Below are 19408 nucleotides of genomic sequence, written 5' to 3'. Positions count from 1 at the left end.
ACCTGTGCGGGGCCGTCGCGCCCCGCAATGAGTGGAAGCGATCGCGGTCGGTTTCGTCGGCAAAGATGTCTTCCCGCCGATCCCCTCGCGCCGTGAGGTGATACGGCGCGCCAGGGAACTCGATGCGCAGCTTGCGGGACATGCGCGGGCTTTGTCAGAAAAGGCAAGAGGGGTTAAAAGTTAAGACTTGACCCCTAACCATGGGTACTGCCCGCTGTCCTGCGGCAGCGGCTACCGACTCAGGAATCCAACTGCTGGACCGAGGAACACCACGCCGCGCTCAACCAGACTGGGAAGCTCTTCTTGAGTAGGTAGTTCCTCCACCGCCTCAGGCCATGCCGCTTGGATGTACTTCGTCCACCCGGACATGTCGAGCTCACGGACCTGGTCTGACGCCAAATCGTCATACCCATAGTTAAGACGCTCCACAGCAATTTTCGCGCGCTTGACCGCGTTCAACGGGTCCGTAGCAGCGACGTAGCACGCAATAACCGCACCCGCAAAGTCACTTGGCAAGCCGCACCCATCTCGATTCAAGACGCGAACCTGCACCTCATATAGCGCGTTAGTCATGGCTCATCAAAAAATAGTTGCATCCCCGTTCCGGGAATTATGTTGCGCCGCAGCGCGTCGATTTGGGTCGGCCTCAACCCGTACTGGTCCGCTGCCTTTGTTGGGTCTGCACGTAGGGGTGCTCCAGGGAAGTCCGTTTTCCAATCTTCCGGCACGGCAGTCGAACGGAGTTCGTTAAGGAAGCTTCGTGGGACCTGGAACGCACGAACCGTGCTACTTTCAGCGCCTCGGTCGATTCGCTGCTGCATAAATTCAGTGGCTCTCGCCGCGTCAAACCCGACGTACAGCGCGCGCTCGGGGCCGCGCCCCTTATTGGTCAGCACCTCCGGAAGCGTTACGTTATTCATCGCGTCGATAAAAACGCGCTGCGACCTTCCGCTGGTTGCTTCAGCACGGTACACCAGGACGTTGTCCGGGGCCAACTTGGTCTGCACGCCTGTGAACGCGGCGGACACTTGATTGCGGGCTGCATAGGCGCCTCCCCACGAACCAATTGCTCCATCTAGCTGCTGCCCCACTTGGGCGGCGTAGTACTGGTCACGGGCACTTGAGTTCCGTGTCATCAGCACAGAAGCTGCACCAATCGGGCCACCGGCTGCAGCATCAATCCTCGCCAAGACTGGATTGGGCTGCGGGAATACGCGCGCATAAACGGCTGCCCGCGCTGCGTCGGAAGGCTCGTAGTTCAGATGTGCCCATGCCTGCGACCAGTTGCCCTGACGAGCTGCATCCCAAGCTTCTCCGAAGATGTTGAGCGTTCCAGCGACTGCCTTGGCATCGTTAGAGGACTGCAGCGCAGCCGCGAGGCTCGGGACGGAGCCAATCTCCCCGAGCGAGCCTCCTGCAACGGGCGCCAGCGACAGGTCTTCCGCCGTGATTCTCTGAACGGCTTCGAGCGACGAGCCTGCAAGCGTTCGGATGCCTCCACCGGGTGCCCCGGGGCCGTTCAACGCCTCCTTCAACATGGCGATGGTGTCCGACATGTAGGCGATGCGGTCTTTGACCTCTGCCTCTCGACTCAGCTTCTCCAGCTGCGCATCGCTCGTGCGGTCGCCCAAGGTGAGCCGGTCCCTGCCAAGCCCACTAAAGCCCGGGGCAGCAGCAACCAAGACGTCGTTGCTCGTGTCACGGGGCGCCCCTGTGCCGGACATCATGCCGACCAGTTGGCCGTAGAAGTCCTTTGCGATGGACTGTGCCGGGGTGAGCGACATGGCGTTGTCGCTTTCGATGTCCGAGCCATTGCGGTAGTCCGCCGACGACCACGGCCCTTGGCCCTGCGTTGACTGGCTGGCCAGACTGCCACCAATGGCATTGCCAAACGCGCCCAGCGCCGTCTCGCGCCACCAGAACGCGTCGACATTCACTGCTCCCAAGCGCACACCCTCGCCCACCGTTGACATGTGCTGGGCCAACGTTACCGAGCCCCCGCCTGTGACGGCGTAGACCGCGTCCTTCACGTCGTTGCGGTAGCGCGGGTCGTTGAACAAATCCTTGAGGAGTTGCCGATCCTTGGCCGGGTCTCCCGTGGGCTTGGGCGGTGGTGGCGGTGCGTTGTTCTTCTGCGCCTCGGCTGCCTGGTTGCGCAATGACAAAGCCGCACTCTGCTGATACATCGTCATGGAGAACATGGCCTGAGAAGCGACGATTTGCTCGCTCATCTGCATCATCCAATTGCCCGTGGCCAAGTTGTTCATAGCGCTGCCGATCGAGCGCTGGATGTCCTCGCCCAGCTTCTTGAACCCCGCCGTGTTGGCCTCGGACCAGTTCGGGTCCACGTTGCCGATAGCCTCGCCGGGGTTGTAGGGTCGCCAGGTCTGGCTGTTGTTGTGGATGTTCGTGACCTTGTTAGGGATCACGACCACCTGCCCGACAATCAGCGAGCTGTCATTGAGCATGCCGTTGGCCTCGGCGAGGATGTACCAGAGGCTCGAGTCACCCCACAAGGCCTGCGCAATGGTGCGTAGCGTCTCGCCGTTGCGGCGCACGGTGTAGGCGCCGGCGGCAGCACCCGGATAGCTGGCGTTGATGGGCTCGTAGTTCTGATCGAAGTCGGCGCTGGTGACTGGGCTGGGGTGTTTGTAGCGCTCACGGCGCGCCTCGGCGTCTTCAGCCCCCCGGTGGGCAAGCTGCTCGGCGTAGCTCACACGCAGCTTGTCGTCGGGGGTGTTACCCACGTCGCCGATACGGTGCCCATCCGCATAGTAGAAGTAGTGGGCCATACCGGTGCTGGTGCGCTGCAACACCTGGCCATTGGCGTTGTTGACGTAGATCTGGGTCACGCCGGTACCCGTATCGGTGTTGCTCTTGAGGTGACCGTTGACGTTGTAGCCCAGCGTGCTGGTCGTGTTCTGGTTGAGCATGTACTTGGTGATGACGGATTGCTTGGCGTCATCCCAGTAGTCATAGGCGTAAGTCGTGGTGGTGCTGACCGTCAGGGGCTGGCCAGGCTGAGGGGCTGGCGTCTGGAGAATGCTCGCCAGCTGTCCCGCGCCGGTCTGGTTGGCGTCGGTCAGGACGTCGTTCGTGCCTTTCGTCGCGTCGAACTTTTGGTAGTAGCGATAGCTGAGGGTGTAGTTGTTGCTGGTGTCCGTGGGATTGAGGCTATTGCTGCTGACAAACTTCTGCGTGAGCAGCCGGTTGTCGTTGTCGTAGCTGCTGGAGGTGGACTGAATCGTGCGGTTGTCGGCACTCCATTCCTTGTACTCGACGGTGCGGCCAATGGCATCGACACGGCGGCGCGCGCGCAGTTGCGGGGCGGTGATGGCCGCGGTCTTGATGTAGGTGTCTTCGAGATAGCCGTCGGAGCTGTAGGTGTAGGTCTCGACGGTGCCATCGACCGTGGTGGCCGAGGTGCGCTGGCCGGCCTTGTCATAGCCGATCTTGACGGCCTGAGAGCCAGCAAAACCCAAACCGATGCTGGCGCCAGCGTCGGTTTCGGACGTGCCGCGGCGGTTGAGCATGCCTTTGGTGGTGGTGAATCGGTCGGCTTCGTCGTAGGTGTAGTAGAAGACGTCTTCACCACGCACGCTGCGGTCCAGCGGATTCCAGTAGAAAGCGTGCACGGCGCGGCGGTTGCCCACGGCGTCGTACTCGTAGCGCACGTCATGGGTACGGGACAAGTCGTAGCCGGTGCCTTCTACAACGCCGTCCCACACGCGGGCGACGCGACCGAGTTCGTCGTAGGCGATCGTGCTGGTCTGGTAGCTGCTGCTGACGGTTGTGTTGTCGTCAAGCAGTTGAACGTAGGACTCGCTGGTGCGGTTGCCTGCGTCGTCGTATCCATAGCGGCTCAATACGTGCGTGGCCTGGTCACGCGCCTCAGCGATAAGGCCGTTTTGCAGGTAGCTGTACTCAATGTTCTGTCCACTGGCGGTGCTGGTCTGTTTCCACAGTTGGCCGGCCATGTTGTAGCTGTAGGTGAAGTCCCTGCCCTTCAGGTCGGCGTGCCACGTGGTGCGGCCAAAGTAGTCCGCCTTGTCGACCGTGGTGCGGCCATCGGCGCCAGTGGTTGTGAGCTTGTACCCGCCGACGCTGATTCCGCCCACACCCAACACGGCGCCAGCGCCGGTGGTGCTGGCTTCGACGTAGTCGTAGCGGTAGCCGGTTTCCAGGCCAGCGGCACTCCGTGCCTTGGTGATGCGACCCAGGTCGTCGTACCAGGTCTTGTCGACTTGACCGAGGGCGTCGGTGTGGCTGATTCGCCGGCCCAGCGCGTCATAGGCGTAGTAGATGAAAGTGTCGGCGGTGACCGGTGCGGTGCCGGAGAACTCGGTCGCGCCAAATTCCTGCACCCGGGACACGCCTTTGCGGTGTACCGAGGTCAATCGACCAAGCGCGTCGTAGCCCTGTTCGGTCTGCGCGTGGAGTGCGTTTTCGAGCAAGCGCACGTCCCCGAAGATGTCGGTGAGCTGCTTGCTTTGGCCATTGTCAGCAGCCCATTGAATGCGATTGGCGTCGCCATCGCCGTCGTAGTGGACCTTGCTCTGATGCTTGTTGGCGTCGGTGCTGACGGTCAGGCGCCCAAGCAGGTCGTATCCATACTCGGTGACCGGGCGGATACGGCGGATGAAGCCGTTTTCCATCGTCTCAAACGTCTGCGGATCCGTCTTCTTGATCAGCTTGCCGAGGGTGTTGTAGACGAACTCGGTTTTCACCGCATTGGCGTCGACAACATACGGGCTGGCGCCCTTGAGGCCGCTCGCGTCACTGCTGTAGAAGGCTACCTGGGCCTGGGCGCGCTCCAGCACGCGCTCATCAAATTCCGAGGCGATCTCACCAAAGGCATTCCAGGTCTGGAAGCGCTTGACTTGGGCGTCCTTGGTGATGGACACCACGTTCTGTTTGATCTCCCAGGGCTTCTCGGAGGAGCCACCCACCTTCATGGTGCCGTGCGTGACGATGGCGTTGCCGGCTTCGTCCATCACCGCCGCCTTCGAGGCGTTCAGCAGCGCAAGTTCGATGTTGTAGGTTTCCTCTGCGGCGATCGATCGGCTGTCAAAGGGCGTGGTCCAGGTGTACTGGTAATAACCGGTGACCTGATCGCCCACCCAGGCGCCCTCCATGTCCGGCGGGGTAACGGCAAGGCCGGTCGCCGTCGATGTGTAGGTGAGCCGCATGAATTTCGCGTCCCCGCGACCGGGCGAGCCCTTGAAGACAATGGGCTGCAGCGGCACGCGGTCTTGATACATCTTGGTGGGTACCACGGCCCCGTACTTCATCACCTGGAACTCGCCACCACCCTTGCTCAAAATGCCGCCGCTGGCCGTCTTGGCTTCGTAGGTGTACTCGTACTCCACCATGGAGCCGCCGTTCGGCGGCAGCAAGTTCGCCGAGGACAACTTCAGGCGGCTGCCGTCAATGACCAGGCCGTTGCCGCGACTGACCGGGGTCCAGGCACCGGTGGAGTTCTTCAGCCGGTACTTCAGCGTGAAGTCCGCCGAATTGGCCGGCGGCGTGAGCGTCAGGTAGTCCGGGATGACATCCGGCGCGGCCGTGGCGGATCTCATCGTGCCATCGGCGTTGAACTCGTACCAGCCCGTCCCTTTGGCCACGATGCTGCCATCGGCGCCCAGGGCCTCGTAGTACATGTTCCACACGCCGGTCTGGTTGGCGTAGACCGGCCAAGTCCAAGTCCCCGGCGCTGCGCCTGGCGGGCACCATTGCGTCAGATTGCCTCCGACATAGCGCGGATCGCCCTGCCCAGGTCGAAGCAGGCGCAGCAATGAAAGTGTCTTGGCGCCACCGGGCAGCGTGAGGATCACGCCGGGGGCCGGCGCATTCAGATCGCGAAGCGACGCATACCCACTCGCATACAGGTCGATATGGCCTTTGTACGCGACCGAGCTGCCGTATGCGTTGGCGGTGAAGCTCACCGTGATCGTGCGCATGCCGCTGGCAGGAACGAAATCCTGCAGGTTGATCAGCGTATTGGAGCCAGCGTCGTAGCGCCGCAGGTCCCGATCCGGCAGACCGGAGTACTGGCCATTGGGGCCTTGGCCCTCATCCTTGAGATCGATCCAGCCCGGGATGCTGGTGTTGAGAAATGGCAGCTGGACCCACGGGAAATACTTGGTCTGCGTAGTGACCATGCTGGCGACGTTTGCCGTGCCGTCGAATCCCGCCTCGCAAATGCCACTGGCATTGCCCAGGATGTTGCGTCTCTCCGTCGTGATGGTCGGCGCCCCGTAAACCGTGATGTCGTAGTTGATCGAGCGGGTCGAGAACTCGTAGAGCCCAGGCACAAGGGCTTTGATCGTTGCCCAGGGAATTGACAAATTTCCGCCGGCATACGTGGCGGTCAAGCCATACGGGAAGCTCAACGTTGAACCGTCAAGCGTCGCCTTGTACGTCGAACCATTCAGTCGAACATCCATGGTGATCACCGCCTGACTCGACAGCGCTGTGGAATATGCGAGCGGAATGTTCAGGCTTGGGACTGGCGAGGCCAGCGTCATGACCGTCGTCATCGCGCTATCCACGACCGCCACGCCATTGGTCACCGTGTAGCTGCTGCGATAGAGCTTGCCATCCGGAGACGCAACGATGATGGCCCATTGGCCCTCGCCCGCCGGCAGTGCGCCAGACACGGACTGGCCACCTTGTGCGGCAATACCCACGGTCGCCCAATCACCAATGCCCACCTTGCGGACATAGACAACCCCGCTTTGGCCGGGAAGCAGATCCCTTGAAAAGAGCAGGTACGTCGCATTGCCACCGCTGCCTGGGTCCTTCACGACGTCATTCGCCTGATTCACCTGGGCGGTTCGCTTGGCGGGCGCCAGGACGAAGAGTCGATCCATCTGGGCTACGCCGGAACTCGCTGGATACAGCGAACTGGCCGCCCCGCCGGTATTGGGATTGGCGTAGAAGGCGCCGCCCGTGCCCGTGATCTCGGTCGGGAGGTTCTTCAACGGATCGGGCGGCGCCACCGTGATCGCGCCGTACAGGTCGGTCATCTGCTTAACGAAGGCGGCCGACAGCGTGGTCTGGTCCTTCAGGTAGCTGATCTTGATGTCGGCCGTCTTGATCAGCAGGTTGCGATTGTTGTAGGCGCTGAAGCTGTGGATGAGCGTGGCGTCTACCGCCGCCGCATCCAGCGACACGGTGCGCAGATCGACGCCCGTGCTCGTGATCTGGCGCGTGGCATTGCCGTTGCGGTCGTAGATGTACAACCGCGTGACACCGTCGCCGCTGTTGCTGCGCTCGATCTTGCCGAGCGCGTTGTAGTCGATGCGTTCCTGCCATACGTCCGCAGTGCCCAGCCCCCGGGCCTCGACCTCGCCGAAGGCGTTGTAGCGCGTGCGCCGCACCTCGCCGGTGCCGATGTCGCTGGCCGTGGTCACGCGTCCCATGGCGTCGTAGACATAGGTCTTGATGACGTTGTGGGTCGCGCCATTCGCGTCGCTCACATTGATCGTGACGCGGCTGGGCTGGCCGTTGGTGCCGATGGCGTAACTCGTCAGGTTGCCGTTGGCATCGACGATGCCAGCGAGGTCGCCGTTGCGGTGGTCGTAGCGGTATTTGGTGACGCGGTCCTGGGAGGACGTCTCGCCGAGCTTGATGATGCGAGTGACGGCGCCCAAGCCGTCGTACTTGGTGTCCGTCGTCGGCTGGACATCGGTGCCCCGGTAGTCCTTGAAGGCGGGCGCGATACGCTGGGTCTCGTGGCCCAGCAGGTCGAACTTGACGGTGGTCTCGTTCCAGCCGGTGCCGCCCGTGCCGGCCCCCACATACTCGCGCGTCAAGCGCACTGCGTCCAGGCCGTTATAGAAGTATTGCGTGCGGGCCGTCTGCGAGCTGGTGCTGATGTTGCCGTTGGCGTCGACGACGCTCGCAGCAACGTCCAGCACGCGCTGCTCGGTGACCCGGCCCAGGCGGTCCAGGTCATATTCCGTCTTGCGGCGGTCGATCGGGCTCAGGTACCCCAGGATGCCCACCGGGTCGCGCAGCGCAGCATTCCTGGCGAAGTCATCCTGGCGCACGTATTGCGTTGAGGTCAAGGCTCCGGCGTAGCGAGTCTGGCTCGTGGCGGCCATGAAGTGGCGGCCATAGTCCCAGGCAGTGGCGTAGCCTTCCTGGTCGATGCTCAGGGTCTGGCGGCCCAGCTTGTCGTAGTACCGGTACACCGAATTGCCGCGCGCATCCGTGTCCTGCACGATGTTGCCGCTGGCGTCGTAGGCCAGCTTGCGCACCTTGATGACACCCGGCGTTTGCAGGGCGGTCGTGAAGTTGCTGTCGTCGCTGCCGGTGGATTCCCAGTAGCGCATGCCGACGACCTGGACTTCGACCATGCGGTTGAGCTGGTCGTACAGACGCAGTGTGGTGCGGTCCTTGCCAGCAGTCGTCTCGACCGGCGGCAAGTCGCCGCCCGCAGTTGCGGACGTCAAGGCCTTTGCCAGAGCCGTCTCGGTGAAGACGTTGCCGACCGCGTCCAGCGTGTAGGTGGTGTAGGCGCCGTCCGGCGCGACGCGAGCCACGACGTCGCCGCGCGCGTTGTAGTAGCTCAGGCTGCGGCTACCGCTGCCGCTGACGACGCCGCTTCCCGACCAGTTGCCGCGCCGCACGACTTCGACAACGCGGCCGAGGTGGTCGTAGCCGGTGTAGTCCACCGGCGTGTAGGAGACCGTGCTGCCGTCAGCGCTGACGGCCGTGTAGGCGCGGCCGATGCGGTACACGAGGCGGTTCGCTTCGTCGTAGCGCATTTCCGTGACACGCTCTTCAGGCAGACCGACGGCCTCGGTGGCCTTGACGCGGTTGCCGCGACTGTCGTACTCGTAGGCGTTGGTGACCTTGATCGCAAAGCCCTGGGCATTCTTGGCCTCAGCGCCCTCCTCGTTGGTCGAGATTACGGGCAGGGTCTCTTGGGTCAGCCGGCCGAGCTTGTCGTAGCTGTAGCTGGTGACGCCGCCCAGCTTGTTGATCGCCGCGTCGCGTTCGCCGAAGGCGTTGAGCGAGCCGGACGCGCCCTCGGTATAGGTCTCGTTGTCGCTGTTGGCCCATTCGGTCCGCGTCAGCAGCCGGTTGGCCTTGTCGTAGCTTGCGGACGCCACGCTGTCCAGAGCGTCGTTGGCCGCATAGGCCACGGGCTTGCCGGCCACAATCCCTGACACCTTGGCGTCCACGTGCCGGGAACTCTGAAGGTTGCCGAAGGCGTCGTAGGAGTAGACGGTGAGATAGCTTTCAGCGTCGATGCCCTGGACCAAGCGGTTGGCCTTGTCGAAGACCTGGTAGCTCTTGTTGCCGCGTGGGTCGGTGATGACCGATGCGTTGCCGAAGGCGTCGTATTCGGTGACGGTAATGACCTGGTTGTAGGTATCCAGGTACTGCTTGAACCGAATCACGCGACCCATCAGGTCGTAGGTGAACTCGGTGGAATAAATATTCTTCAGCGTTTCTTTCGCGCCCTCCGAGACGTCGCTGAGGGCCTCCATATAGCCCAGGCGTTTGCGCTCTGCGCGCTCCCAGGCCGTATCGCCTGTGGTGAGCGGCACGACGCGCGGATCGACAACCCACTGCAAATTTCCGCGTCCGTCGTACCGATACTTCGTCGTGGCCGCAGCAGCGCTGCCCGATGCGACCGTCATCTCGGTGCGCTGGCCTGCAGTGTTGTAGCTGTAGCTGGTGATGGTCTGTTCAGCCAGACCCTCCGCCTGAGTCACCGTCTTGACCCGCCCAGCTTCGTCGTAGGCGGTGACGGTCCTCACGCCATTGTCGGATTCGACGCTGAGACGGCCGGCCCGGTCGACCTGACGGCCGAAGGTGGCGACACCCGTCCGATTCATGGCCGCGATCGCGCTCGCCGTGGGCGTGCCGCTGAACGAGAGGCGATCAACATACCGCCGAGTGGTGATAGTGCCGCTGGCGTCGTCGTAGAGGGTCTCGGTGACGTAGCCTTCGGCATCGACGTGGAACTGCTCCCGGCCCATGGGGTCGTAGAGGAAGTAGTCGATGCGATCGCTGCTCAGCGCAAGCGTGACGCTGGGGTCAACACCGTCGGCCAGCGGCAAGGTGATTCGGTTGGCGTAGCGGCTTTGCTTGACGACGTGGCCGTTGCGGTCGTACTCGAAGCGGCTGACGGCACCCGTCGCATCGACGCTGTAGGTCAGGCGGCCGATGGCGTCGTAGCGGGCGTAGCTGTGCTGATTGAGCGGTTTTTCGGTAAGGCCAGCTGCCTGCGCGGCCAGCGCGTCCACGGTCGCTGCCGTTGGGCTACTGAGCTTGGTTTCGTAGCGCACGGTCTCCACGACCCGGTTGGCCTTGTCGTAGATGCGCCGGCTCACTTCGCCGGCCGCATTCACGCTGTAGGTGAGCCGCCCGTCCTTGTCGTAAACGAAAAGGTTGACCGCCTCTCCACCATCGATCAATGCATTGATCTTGGTGCTGAGTGCGCTGTCGAGGTCGGTCGCCCATCCCGCGCCCAGGCGGGTGGGCAGTGCAAGCGTGGCCTTGAGCTGGCCCTTGTCGTAGACGTTGCGGGTCACAGCGCCCGTGCCGTCGATGCTGTCCAGCAGCCGGCCCGCGCCGTCATAGCGGTAGCGCCCGACCACTTCATCCAGCGCGTTGCGCTTCACCAGCACGTAGCCGGCCGCGTCGTACTCGTAGCGGGTGCGCAGCGCGATGCCATTGAGGTCGACGATCTCTTCTGTGCGGTTCCCCAGCGCGTCGTATTTGTAGTCGGTCCGGCGTGCCGCTGCCGTGCCGTCGCCTTCGATGACGGTGAGCACGCGGCTCTGGGCGTCGTAGCTGTAGCTGGTCTTGAGCTTGAGCCGCTTTGCGGCGACTTCAGGTGAGTCAGTGGCGTTGACGGGGTCAATGACGACCTCTTGAAGCTCCCCTTTGGCGTTGAACGATTGCGTCGTGACGGTACCCCGCGGGTCCGTGATCTCGACCCGGCGGCCCTGGCCGTCGTACTTGTAGGTGGTCACAAGCTGCTGCGCCCCGGGGTTCACGGTCTGCGTGAGCATCCGGTCGGCCGCGTCGTAGCTGTAGCCCGTGGTGACGGCGCTGCCGTCGTCGGTCGGCAGCGCCGTACCGTTGGACTTCAGGCCATGGATGACCTGGGTGAGGTTGTCGTTGAGGTCGTAGGTGTTCTTGGTGACATTGCCGGCTGCGTCTGTCGTAGTCAACAGGTTGCCGTGGGTGTCGTAGGCGTAGGTGGTGGTGCCAAAGGCATCTGTGACCTTGTAGACCTGGCCGTGGCGCGTGGTCTCGGTCACCACCTGCACGCCCTCCTCGGTCGTCATCGTCATCGTGCGAGCGACGGCGTCGTAGGTGTAGCTGACCGTGTGGTTGTTGCGATCCTTGCGGCTGACAACACGCTCCAGCGCGTCGTAGGTGGTGGTGACGTCTCCCGCCGGATCGCTCACCGTCACTTGCCGGCCATTGCCGGTGTCGCGCAGGTAGGTGTAGTTGGTGGTCTGGTTGCGCTCGTCGATGCTGTACTGCAGGCGGCCCAGGGCGTCGAAGTAGGCCTGCGTGGCGACGTTGCTCACACCCGTGCCGCTGAACTCACGCCGCACGGCGTCGCCGCGACGGTCGTAGGTGTAGGTCGTGGTCAGGCGCCGCAGGCCTGACGCCGCCGTGCCCGTGTCGGTGATGGTGTTGTCGACCTGGCCGAAGGCGTTGTAGCTGGTGTCGGTCTTGTAGCCGAGGGCGTCGATGGCTTGCTGGATGAGGCCGCGGCGGTTGTAAAGGACGGTTTGCTTGTTGTCCTTGGCGGTGTTGGCCAGCGCACCCACTTGGCCGGCGAGGGTGGCGGTGGAAGCGCCGCCGGCCAACCCGTTGGCGATGGCCGTGCCCAGGCGCTGCGCGTGCGTGAGTGTGACGGTGAGTTCGTTGAAGTTGCTGTAAATCGTCTCGCTCACCTCGCCGCCGAGCAGGGGGTCGATGAGGACGGCGTATTGCTGGCGGCCCTGGGCGTCGTAGTAGTAGACGGTCTTGGTGCCGCGCGCGTCGGTGGTGCTGGTCTTGCGGCCGGCGGCGTCGTAGGTTGCGGTGACGCCCGCCGCATCGCCTTGCAGGCTGGTGGTCTGCACGCGGCCCCAGTCGTCGTAGCCGATGAGCTGGGTGCGGGCGTCGGGCTGGCTTTCGGCCCGCGTGACGCTTTGCAGGCGTTGGAGGTTGTCGTATTGGTAGAGGGTCTGGGTGCCGTCGACCGCCGTCTCGCGCAGCAGCAGGCCGAGGGTGCTGTAGCTGCGGGTGGTCTTGAGGGGGGTGCCGAGGCCTGCGCGCAGGGTGTCCAGTGGCACAGTCGCGCTGCCACTTCCGGAGCGGACGAAGGTGAAGCACGCGGGGCCGTAGACCGGGGTAGGTTGTCCTGTCGGGACGTGTGTTACCGGATCAATGGGCGGGGGCAACACGTTGACTAAAGCGATCCCGATGGGTTTCGCACCCTGCTTGAGATATTGCAAGGTGTCCTGCAGGCGGCCGGCACCGTCGTAGCTGTATTCGGTGAGGGCGCCTTCAGCGTCGAGTTGAGCGATGAGCTGGCCCTTGTCGTCATAGATCCACTGCGTGAACTCATCGTCGGCCAGCGGATTGAGGCCCTGGAGGTTCTCGTTCCGCATGTAGTTGCGGGTCTGCAGTTGGCTGAGAGAGTAGGTCTGCTCGGTGGCGCTGAGGGGCGCGGAGCGGCGCAGCTGGCTGCGCTTGTTGCCTGCACCGTCATAAGTCCAGACGGTCAGGACGTTCTCGCCGTTGATCTGCGCGGCCAGCTGGCCCGAGACGTCGTAGAGGTTGCGGGTGACGCGGTCGTTGCCGGTACTCCCCGGGCGGTTGAGTAACGGGACGGTGCTTTGGGTGGTGCCGTTGGCGGTGCTCAGGCGCACCACGTTCTGGGCCGTGGCGTAGCGGGTCTCCTTGACGAGGTTGGAGGCGCCGTCGTATTGGCTCTCGACAAGGTAGCCGTCGGCGTCGAGCCGGCCTTGCAGGCGGCCGGCGGTGTCGTAGTAATAGGTGGTGATGCGATCGTTGACGGTGTCGGCCGCAGGGCGCGCGCCGGCGATGGTGCTTGAGGCGCCGAGCCCCTGCAAGGTGGTGCTGTCCAGCAGCTTGGCGTAGGCGATGCTCTGGATGAGGCGGCCGGCGCCGTCGTAGAAGTACTCGGTAAGCTGGCCGTTGGGCGCGATGTCGGCGCTCTTGCGGCCGCTCACGTCGTAGAGGCTGTAGCTGGCGACGCCGGTGGCATCCTGCACGCGCCACAGGCGGCCCAGGGCGTCGTAGCTGTAGAGGGTCTGGCCCAGGGCCTTCGGGTTGCCGGCTGTGTTTCCCGCACCGAGCACATCGCTGCTGACGAGGTTGCCTTGGGTGTCGAAGAGCTGGACGGTGGTCTGGCCGTTGTCGAGTTGGACGCTGGTCTTGCGGCTCTGGTCGTCGTAGCTGTAGAGGGTCTGGACGCTGTTGGTGTCCGTCGTCTTCGTGACGCGGCCGAGGCCGTCGTATTCGTAGCTCAGCTTGACGCCGGAGCCGTCCTGGCGGCTGAGCAACTGGCCGAAGGCGTTGTAGGTGGTCTGGGCGGTGCTGGCCTCGCCGCTGCTGCCGGTGGCGTAGCGGGTCTCCTGCGTCACCTGGCCGCGCAGGTCGTAGGCGTAGTCGGTGACTTGGCGGGCGGCGCTGGCGGGTTGGCTTGCCGCCCAGCTGGACAGCGAGCTGAGCGTGAAGGAGGTGGAGGTGTAGTAGGCCGCGGTGTAGGTCGTGCGGCGCTGGAGCTGGTCTTTGGCGTCGTAGGTGTAGCTGGTGACCTGCCCGCCGGGGCCCACCGCATAGGCCAGCTGGCGTTTGGCGATGTTGCTGCCGTAGATGTAGCGGGTGGTGCTCCCGCCGGTGGGGGCAGGCCCGCCCGGACCATCGGCGTCGGCCACGCTGTAGACGGTCTCGCTCAGCAGCAGCTTGCTGGTGGCGTCGTAGCTGCGCTCGGTGACGTTGCCGGCCGCGTCAGTGCGGCGCGTCCAGGCGCCGTTGCCCCCGCCCGTGCCGTCGTAGGCGTAGGTGGTGGTCTCATTCTTGGCGTTGGTGCTGGTGAGCAGGTCACCGCTGGCGCTGTTGTAGGTGTGGCTTTGCTTGAAGCTGGCCCCGCCCAGGGCCGCCCCCGCCACTTCCAGCAACTGGCCCGCCGCGCCGTATTTGAGCGTGGTGGCCTGGTTCAGCGGGTCGGTGACGGTGGTGGTGCCGCTGGCACTGTCGTAGCTGAAGCTGGTCAGGCGGTTCTGGTCGTCCTTGAGCGACTTGACGCGGCCATCTCCGTAGTACTCGACGGTGAAGCGGCTGCCGTCGGTTTGCTGCAGGCTGCTGAGCCGGCCGTTGGCGTCGTAGTCGTAGGTGACGGCGTAAAGCTTGCCGTCGGCCAAACCGGCAGTGCCGGGCGTCAGGTCGGTCGTGACGGTTTGGAGCTTGCCCGCCTTGATGCCCGAGCCGGCCGGGTAGTAGGTGTAGCTGGTGACGCTGCGCGTCTTGCTCTGCCCCGCTTCCAGGTAGCTGGTGGTGATGCTGCCGAGCTGGTTGCTGCTGTAGGTGAGCGTGACCTTCTCGTCCGGCGCGTTGGTGCCCACGACGCTGCCGGCCTTGTAGGTGCCCAGGGTGTCGATCAGGCCGCTGGCGTTGTAGGTCACCGCCACGAAATGACCTTCGGGCTGCGTGACCTGGGTGAGGCGGTAGATGCCGTTGCCCAGGGCGTAGGTTTCCTTGACGCCGCTGTCGCCGTCCGTCCAGGTCCAGACGCCGCCGGCGTAGCTCAGCGTGTCGTATTGCCCGCCGCCTTCCTTGCTGACGTAGACCCCGGCGTTGCAGGTGTAGCTGCGCTCCGTGCCATCAGCCTCGACGCGCTTGGCCACGCTGCCGTCCGCGTTGAATGGGCCGCTGGTCAGCGTGACCTGGCGGTAGTAGCCGACGCGCCAGCCGTCGGCGTTGTCGCCATCCCAGCCGCCCTGGCTGTTGTAGGTGCGGAGCAGGTCGACGTCCGGGCCGACGCCCACCAGGTATTCGTCGCGGTCCTGGATGACGAGGTTGCCGTTGGCCGCGTTGACGGTGATCTGTTCGCCGGCACGCCCCGTGGCGGCCTGCCCCATCCCGCCCGCCCCGCCCAACACGTCTTTGGAGGTGTTGACCAAGCCGTTGCCACTACCCGTCACGACCGAAACCATGCTGCTTCCCTGCTCTTTGGAGTTGGATACCAGAGAGGGTTATCCAGACCGATTCGTTTCGGTTTAGCTATTGACGCAATTTGTTACATCGTCGGTGCGCGGCCGCAGGTCGCAGGCGTTCATCGCGGGCTTGGCAAAACAACCCTGGCAGCCCAGAGAACGCGGTCCTTTGCGCAGGTCATTTCGCCTTTGAACGAGATTGCGCCTTCTGCGGGCAGGCAGGCGAGCCTGCTTAAACCTCCGCCGCAAAGGCCCACTGTTTGCCGGCACACTGGCGTCCGACATATCAGGGTCCAGATGCATCGCTTCGGTTTCACCCATACCTACGCCCGCGAACTGCCCGGCGCCGCCGTGGCCTGGAAGCCTGCCGTGGTTCCAGAGCCGCGCCTGCTGTTCGCCAATCCTGAATTGGCCGAAGAGCTGGGCCTGCCGGCCGACGTGCTGAGCGGCCTGGACGCCGCAGCCCTCTTCTCCGGCAACCTGCTGCCGGACGATGCCGAGCCCGTTGCGCAGGCCTACGCGGGCCATCAGTTCGGCGGGTTCTCGCCGCAACTGGGCGACGGCCGTGCGCTGCTGCTCGGCGAAGTGGTCGGTCCATCGGGCCAGCGCCGCGACATCGCCTTCAAAGGCTCGGGCCGCACACCGTTCTCGCGCGGCGGCGACGGCAAGGCGGCGGTCGGCCCGATGCTGCGCGAGGTGCTGATCGGCGAGGCCATGCATGCGTTGGGGATCCCCACCACGCGCGCCCTTGCCGTGGTGGCGACCGGCGAGCCGGTGTACCGCGAGACGCCGTTGCCCGGCGCGGTGCTGACCCGCGTGGCCGCCAGCCATCTGCGCGTGGGCACCTTTCAGTTCTTCGCGTCGCGTGGCGACCTGGACACATTGCGCCACCTGGCCGACTACACCATCGCCCGCCATGACCCCACGCTCGCCGGGGCCCCCGACCGCCATCTCGGGCTGCTGCGCGCCGTCGCAGAGCGACAGGCCAGGCTGGTGGCGCAGTGGCTGAACGTGGGCTTCATCCATGGCGTAATGAACACCGACAACATGGCGCTGTCCGGCGAGACCATCGACTACGGCCCTTGCGCCTTCATGGAGGCCTATGACCCGCAAGCCGTCTTCAGCAGCATTGACCACGCCGGCCGCTACGCCTATGGCAACCAGCCCGGCATTGCCCGCTGGAACCTGGCGCGCTTCGCGGAGACCTTGCTGCCGCTGATGGCGAGCGCCGACGACGAGCCGGGCATCGAGCGCGCCGTGGCCGAAGCGACGGCCGTCATCGACGAATTTCCCGCGCTGCTGGCCGGCGAACTGCTGCGGGGCCAGCGGCAAAAACTGGGCTTGCTCGCTGCCACGCCAGCCGACGACCAGGCCGATGCCGCGCTGGCGGACGACTGGCTGAAGTTGCTGCACATGCAAGCGGTCGACTTCACGCTCGCCTGGCGCCATCTGGCCTCCGCGGCCGAAGGCCGCCCCGAGCCGCTGCGCGACCTCTTCGCCGACCGCGCGGCGCTGGACGTGTGGCTGTCCCGCTGGGGCGAGCGTTGCGCCCGTGATGGCGAGTTCGACGGCACGGCGCGCGTCGCGCGCATGCGCCGCGCCAGCCCCGCAGTCATTCCGCGCAACCACCTCGTCGAAGAAGCTCTGGCCGCCGCGACCGAGGGCGATCTGCAGCCCTTCAACGCGCTACTGGCCGCGCTGCTCAACCCCTGGGATGAGGCGGCGCTCCTGACACGCTATGCGGTGCCGGCGCCCACCGAGGTGACCGCGCGATTCCGCACCTTCTGCGGCACCTGAACCGCACCGGCCAGCACAACCAAGGAGACGTCCCGCTGCGCCTGCGATGCCGACGAGATGACCAACGGCCTGCTCGACCGAATCCCCATCTTGGGACGCCACAAGACCCGTCAAAGCCAGCCAGAAACGACAAAGCCCGCACTTGGCGGGCTTTGCTAAGTCCTTCACAGGACTCTTAATTTCTTGGTTGCGGGGGCAGGATTTGAACCTRCGACCTTYGGGTTATGAGCCCRACGAGCTRCCAGACTGCTCCACCCCGCGACTGAAGCTAGCAGTATATACGAGATTCGGCCGTTGAGGCAAATCTCGTGGCCGTGCTCGTAGCGAACCGTAGCGGCACGCCACCCGCGATCGATGAAATGACCCGTGATCAGAAGGGCAGCTGGGCGCCGCGGGCCTGCAGCCGGGTGCGCAGGTGCGAGCGGGCGCGCGACACGCGGCTGCGCACGGTGCCGATGGGCACGGACAGCAGGGCGGCGGCGTCTTCGTAGCTCATGTCGTCCATGGCAACGAGCAGCAATACCTCGCGCATCTCGGGCATGAGGCCGTCCAGTTCGATCTGCAGCAAGGCCATCAACTGGTTCAGATGGCATTGCTGCTCCGGGTTGGCGTGCAGGCAAGCCGTGGCCTCCAACGCTGACTCGTCCTCAAAGCGGTAGAGCCGCGACGGCGCACGAGACAGGTGGTTGCGCACCAGGTTCATCGCAATGCCGTAGAGCCAGGTCGACAACTGCGACTCGCCGCGGAAGTGCTCGTAGGTGCGCGCCGCCTCGACAAACGCCTGCTGGGCCAGTTCCTCGGCTTCGGTGCTGTCACCGATATGGCGCAGCACGAAGCGGTAGAGGCGGTCACGGTGTTCGCCGAACAGCTCCGAGAAGATGACGTTGGGGTCGGCTGCTGCGGGGTGGCGAATCGGTTGACACTGGGGCTGCATGACGGGCTCCGAGCGGATGAAGCGGCCGAAGTGGCCGCCCTGTCTGATCAGACGCCGTCGCGGCAAAGCTTGCGACAAGGCAGACCCGCCCCACCCCACATTTATGGGCATGGGTTAACCCCTGAGGCCGTGAACTACATCACGAAGTCAATGCGAAAGCTGGTTGAGCAGGGTTCGCAGCCGCGCGGCGAGCGCCTCGGCATCGGCGGGTGGCGGCAGGCTGAAGTCGGGGGCCAGGGCCTGGTCCAAAGCTCGACGGCGCTCGATGGCGAGGCTGGCCGGATCCAGGCCCAGGCCGTCGGCGACGCGGCGAAAGCGCCAGCCCAGCATGACGGCCGAGAACTCGATCTGCAAAAGATAGGACTGGGCCATCAGCAGGCCCAGGGCTGACTCCGCGCAAGCCACGGCCCGTTTGACGGTGCGCGCCGGCAGCAGGCGGCGTGACCGCTGGCTGAGGCGCCATTCGCGCTCAGCGATGGCGCTGGCCGCGTCGCCGAAATGCTCGCGCAGCGCCGCGACGAAGAGGCGGCCGATGTCAGCGCAAACCGCGCCCGCCGGCGTGGCGCCACTGCAGACTTCGAGCCGGCCTTCCACCGGGCTGGCCCAAAGCAGTTGCCCGGCGGCCGCGGCGCTCACGAAGGCGCCCAGCTGGGGGGCTTGAGGCGTCGCCAGCAACTGGGCGACCGGGGCTTGGGTGGGGTTCAGAACACGGTCCGGAGGTCGGCGAAGGGTGTCGGCAGCAGAAGCGGCCGGCATGCCATAGGTAACCGCGAGCGCGGCCGGGTTCCGCAACATCGGCTACTTGACGGCTTCCACGCTGAACACCGCGGCACCATAGTCAGCCGCGCAATTGGGGTGGCCGCAATCCGGCTGGCCCAGCAGCCAGCTCGATGCGCCCGGCGCCGTGCCGCCGGCCGGGCCCTGGGCCGGCAATGTCAGGAAGCCGTAGCTCGGCTCCTTCTCGGTGGACCAGGGCGCGAAGCTGCGCGGCTCGGCGGCAACGAGGACGAAGAAGTGCTCCGGGCCCGGCGGGTCGCTGGCCTTGAGCGGCCAGCTGGCACCGGGTAGGCGCAGCGTCTCGCCAGCACCGATGTGGTTGTTCTTGGCCTTGTCGTTGGGGTAGAGCTGGACGAGGCTGCCGTCGGGGCCGGCAAGCAGCACATAGACATAGCCTTCGCGCGAGGCACTGACGCTGAAGCGCAGCTCGTCGCGGTCGATGCGCAGGCTGGCGCGCTCGGCCTGCGCCTGCACGTCGAAGCCGTCGCTGTGCCGCGCCACGAGGGACCGGAACTGGCTGGGCAGATCTCGCGCAACGGGTTCGGCCTGCGCAGGCGCGGGAGCCGGAGCGACTGCCGGGACCGACACCGGCGCCGCGGCAATCGGTTCGGCCGGCCCTGCAGGCCGCGTCGCGAACCAGGCCGCTGCACCGGCAGCCGCCAGGCCGGCCAAGCCCAGGCCAAGCCACAGC

The 19408-nt window shown here is 65.0% G+C and carries 5 protein-coding genes and 1 tRNA gene; 1 reads left to right on the top strand and 5 read right to left on the bottom strand.

Annotated elements, in window-relative coordinates; all coding sequences use genetic code 11:
* Positions 1-569: 569 nt before the first annotated feature.
* Positions 570-15209: a hypothetical protein gene (locus tag ACXJKJ_RS17180; RefSeq protein ID WP_457391228.1), complete on the bottom strand. Its 14640-nt coding sequence runs from the start codon at positions 15207-15209 to the stop codon at positions 570-572.
* 297 nt (positions 15210-15506) lie between these two features.
* Here ACXJKJ_RS17180 and ACXJKJ_RS17175 point away from each other — a divergent pair, with 297 nt between their 5' ends.
* A complete protein-coding gene (locus ACXJKJ_RS17175) occupies positions 15507-17006 on the top strand; it encodes a protein adenylyltransferase SelO (RefSeq protein WP_457391226.1) in 1500 nt (499 codons plus the stop codon).
* Positions 17007-17190: 184 nt separating this feature from the next.
* Here the strand turns inward: ACXJKJ_RS17175 and ACXJKJ_RS17170 are convergent.
* The 4 genes from ACXJKJ_RS17170 to ACXJKJ_RS17155 form a co-directional block, all read right to left on the bottom strand.
* Positions 17191-17267, bottom strand: a tRNA-Met gene (locus tag ACXJKJ_RS17170).
* 109 nt (positions 17268-17376) lie between these two features.
* Positions 17377-17940: an RNA polymerase sigma factor gene (locus tag ACXJKJ_RS17165; RefSeq protein ID WP_056194288.1), complete on the bottom strand. Its 564-nt coding sequence runs from the start codon at positions 17938-17940 to the stop codon at positions 17377-17379.
* Positions 17941-18087: 147 nt separating this feature from the next.
* Positions 18088-18735: a hypothetical protein gene (locus ACXJKJ_RS17160; protein WP_457391225.1), complete on the bottom strand. Its 648-nt coding sequence runs from the start codon at positions 18733-18735 to the stop codon at positions 18088-18090.
* Between the two features lie 3 nt (positions 18736-18738).
* Positions 18739-19408 (bottom strand): DUF4384 domain-containing protein (locus ACXJKJ_RS17155; protein WP_457391224.1); only part of this gene is annotated, 670 nt, incomplete at its 5' end.

This window comes from Roseateles sp. P5_E1, from assembly GCF_054049335.1.
Note: the sequence above shows the minus strand (reverse complement) of the source record. Positions and strands in the feature narration are given on the sequence as shown.

Bases quoted from the DNA above. Each gene is read 5' to 3' on its own strand.
- ACXJKJ_RS17180 (WP_457391228.1), bottom strand. From the start codon at position 15,209: ATGGTTTCGGTCGTGACGGGTAGTGGCAACGGCTTGGTCAACACCTCC.
- ACXJKJ_RS17175 (WP_457391226.1), top strand. From the start codon at position 15,507: ATGCATCGCTTCGGTTTCACCCATACCTACGCCCGCGAACTGCCCGGC.
- ACXJKJ_RS17165 (WP_056194288.1), bottom strand. From the start codon at position 17,940: ATGCAGCCCCAGTGTCAACCGATTCGCCACCCCGCAGCAGCCGACCCC.
- ACXJKJ_RS17160 (WP_457391225.1), bottom strand. From the start codon at position 18,735: ATGTTGCGGAACCCGGCCGCGCTCGCGGTTACCTATGGCATGCCGGCC.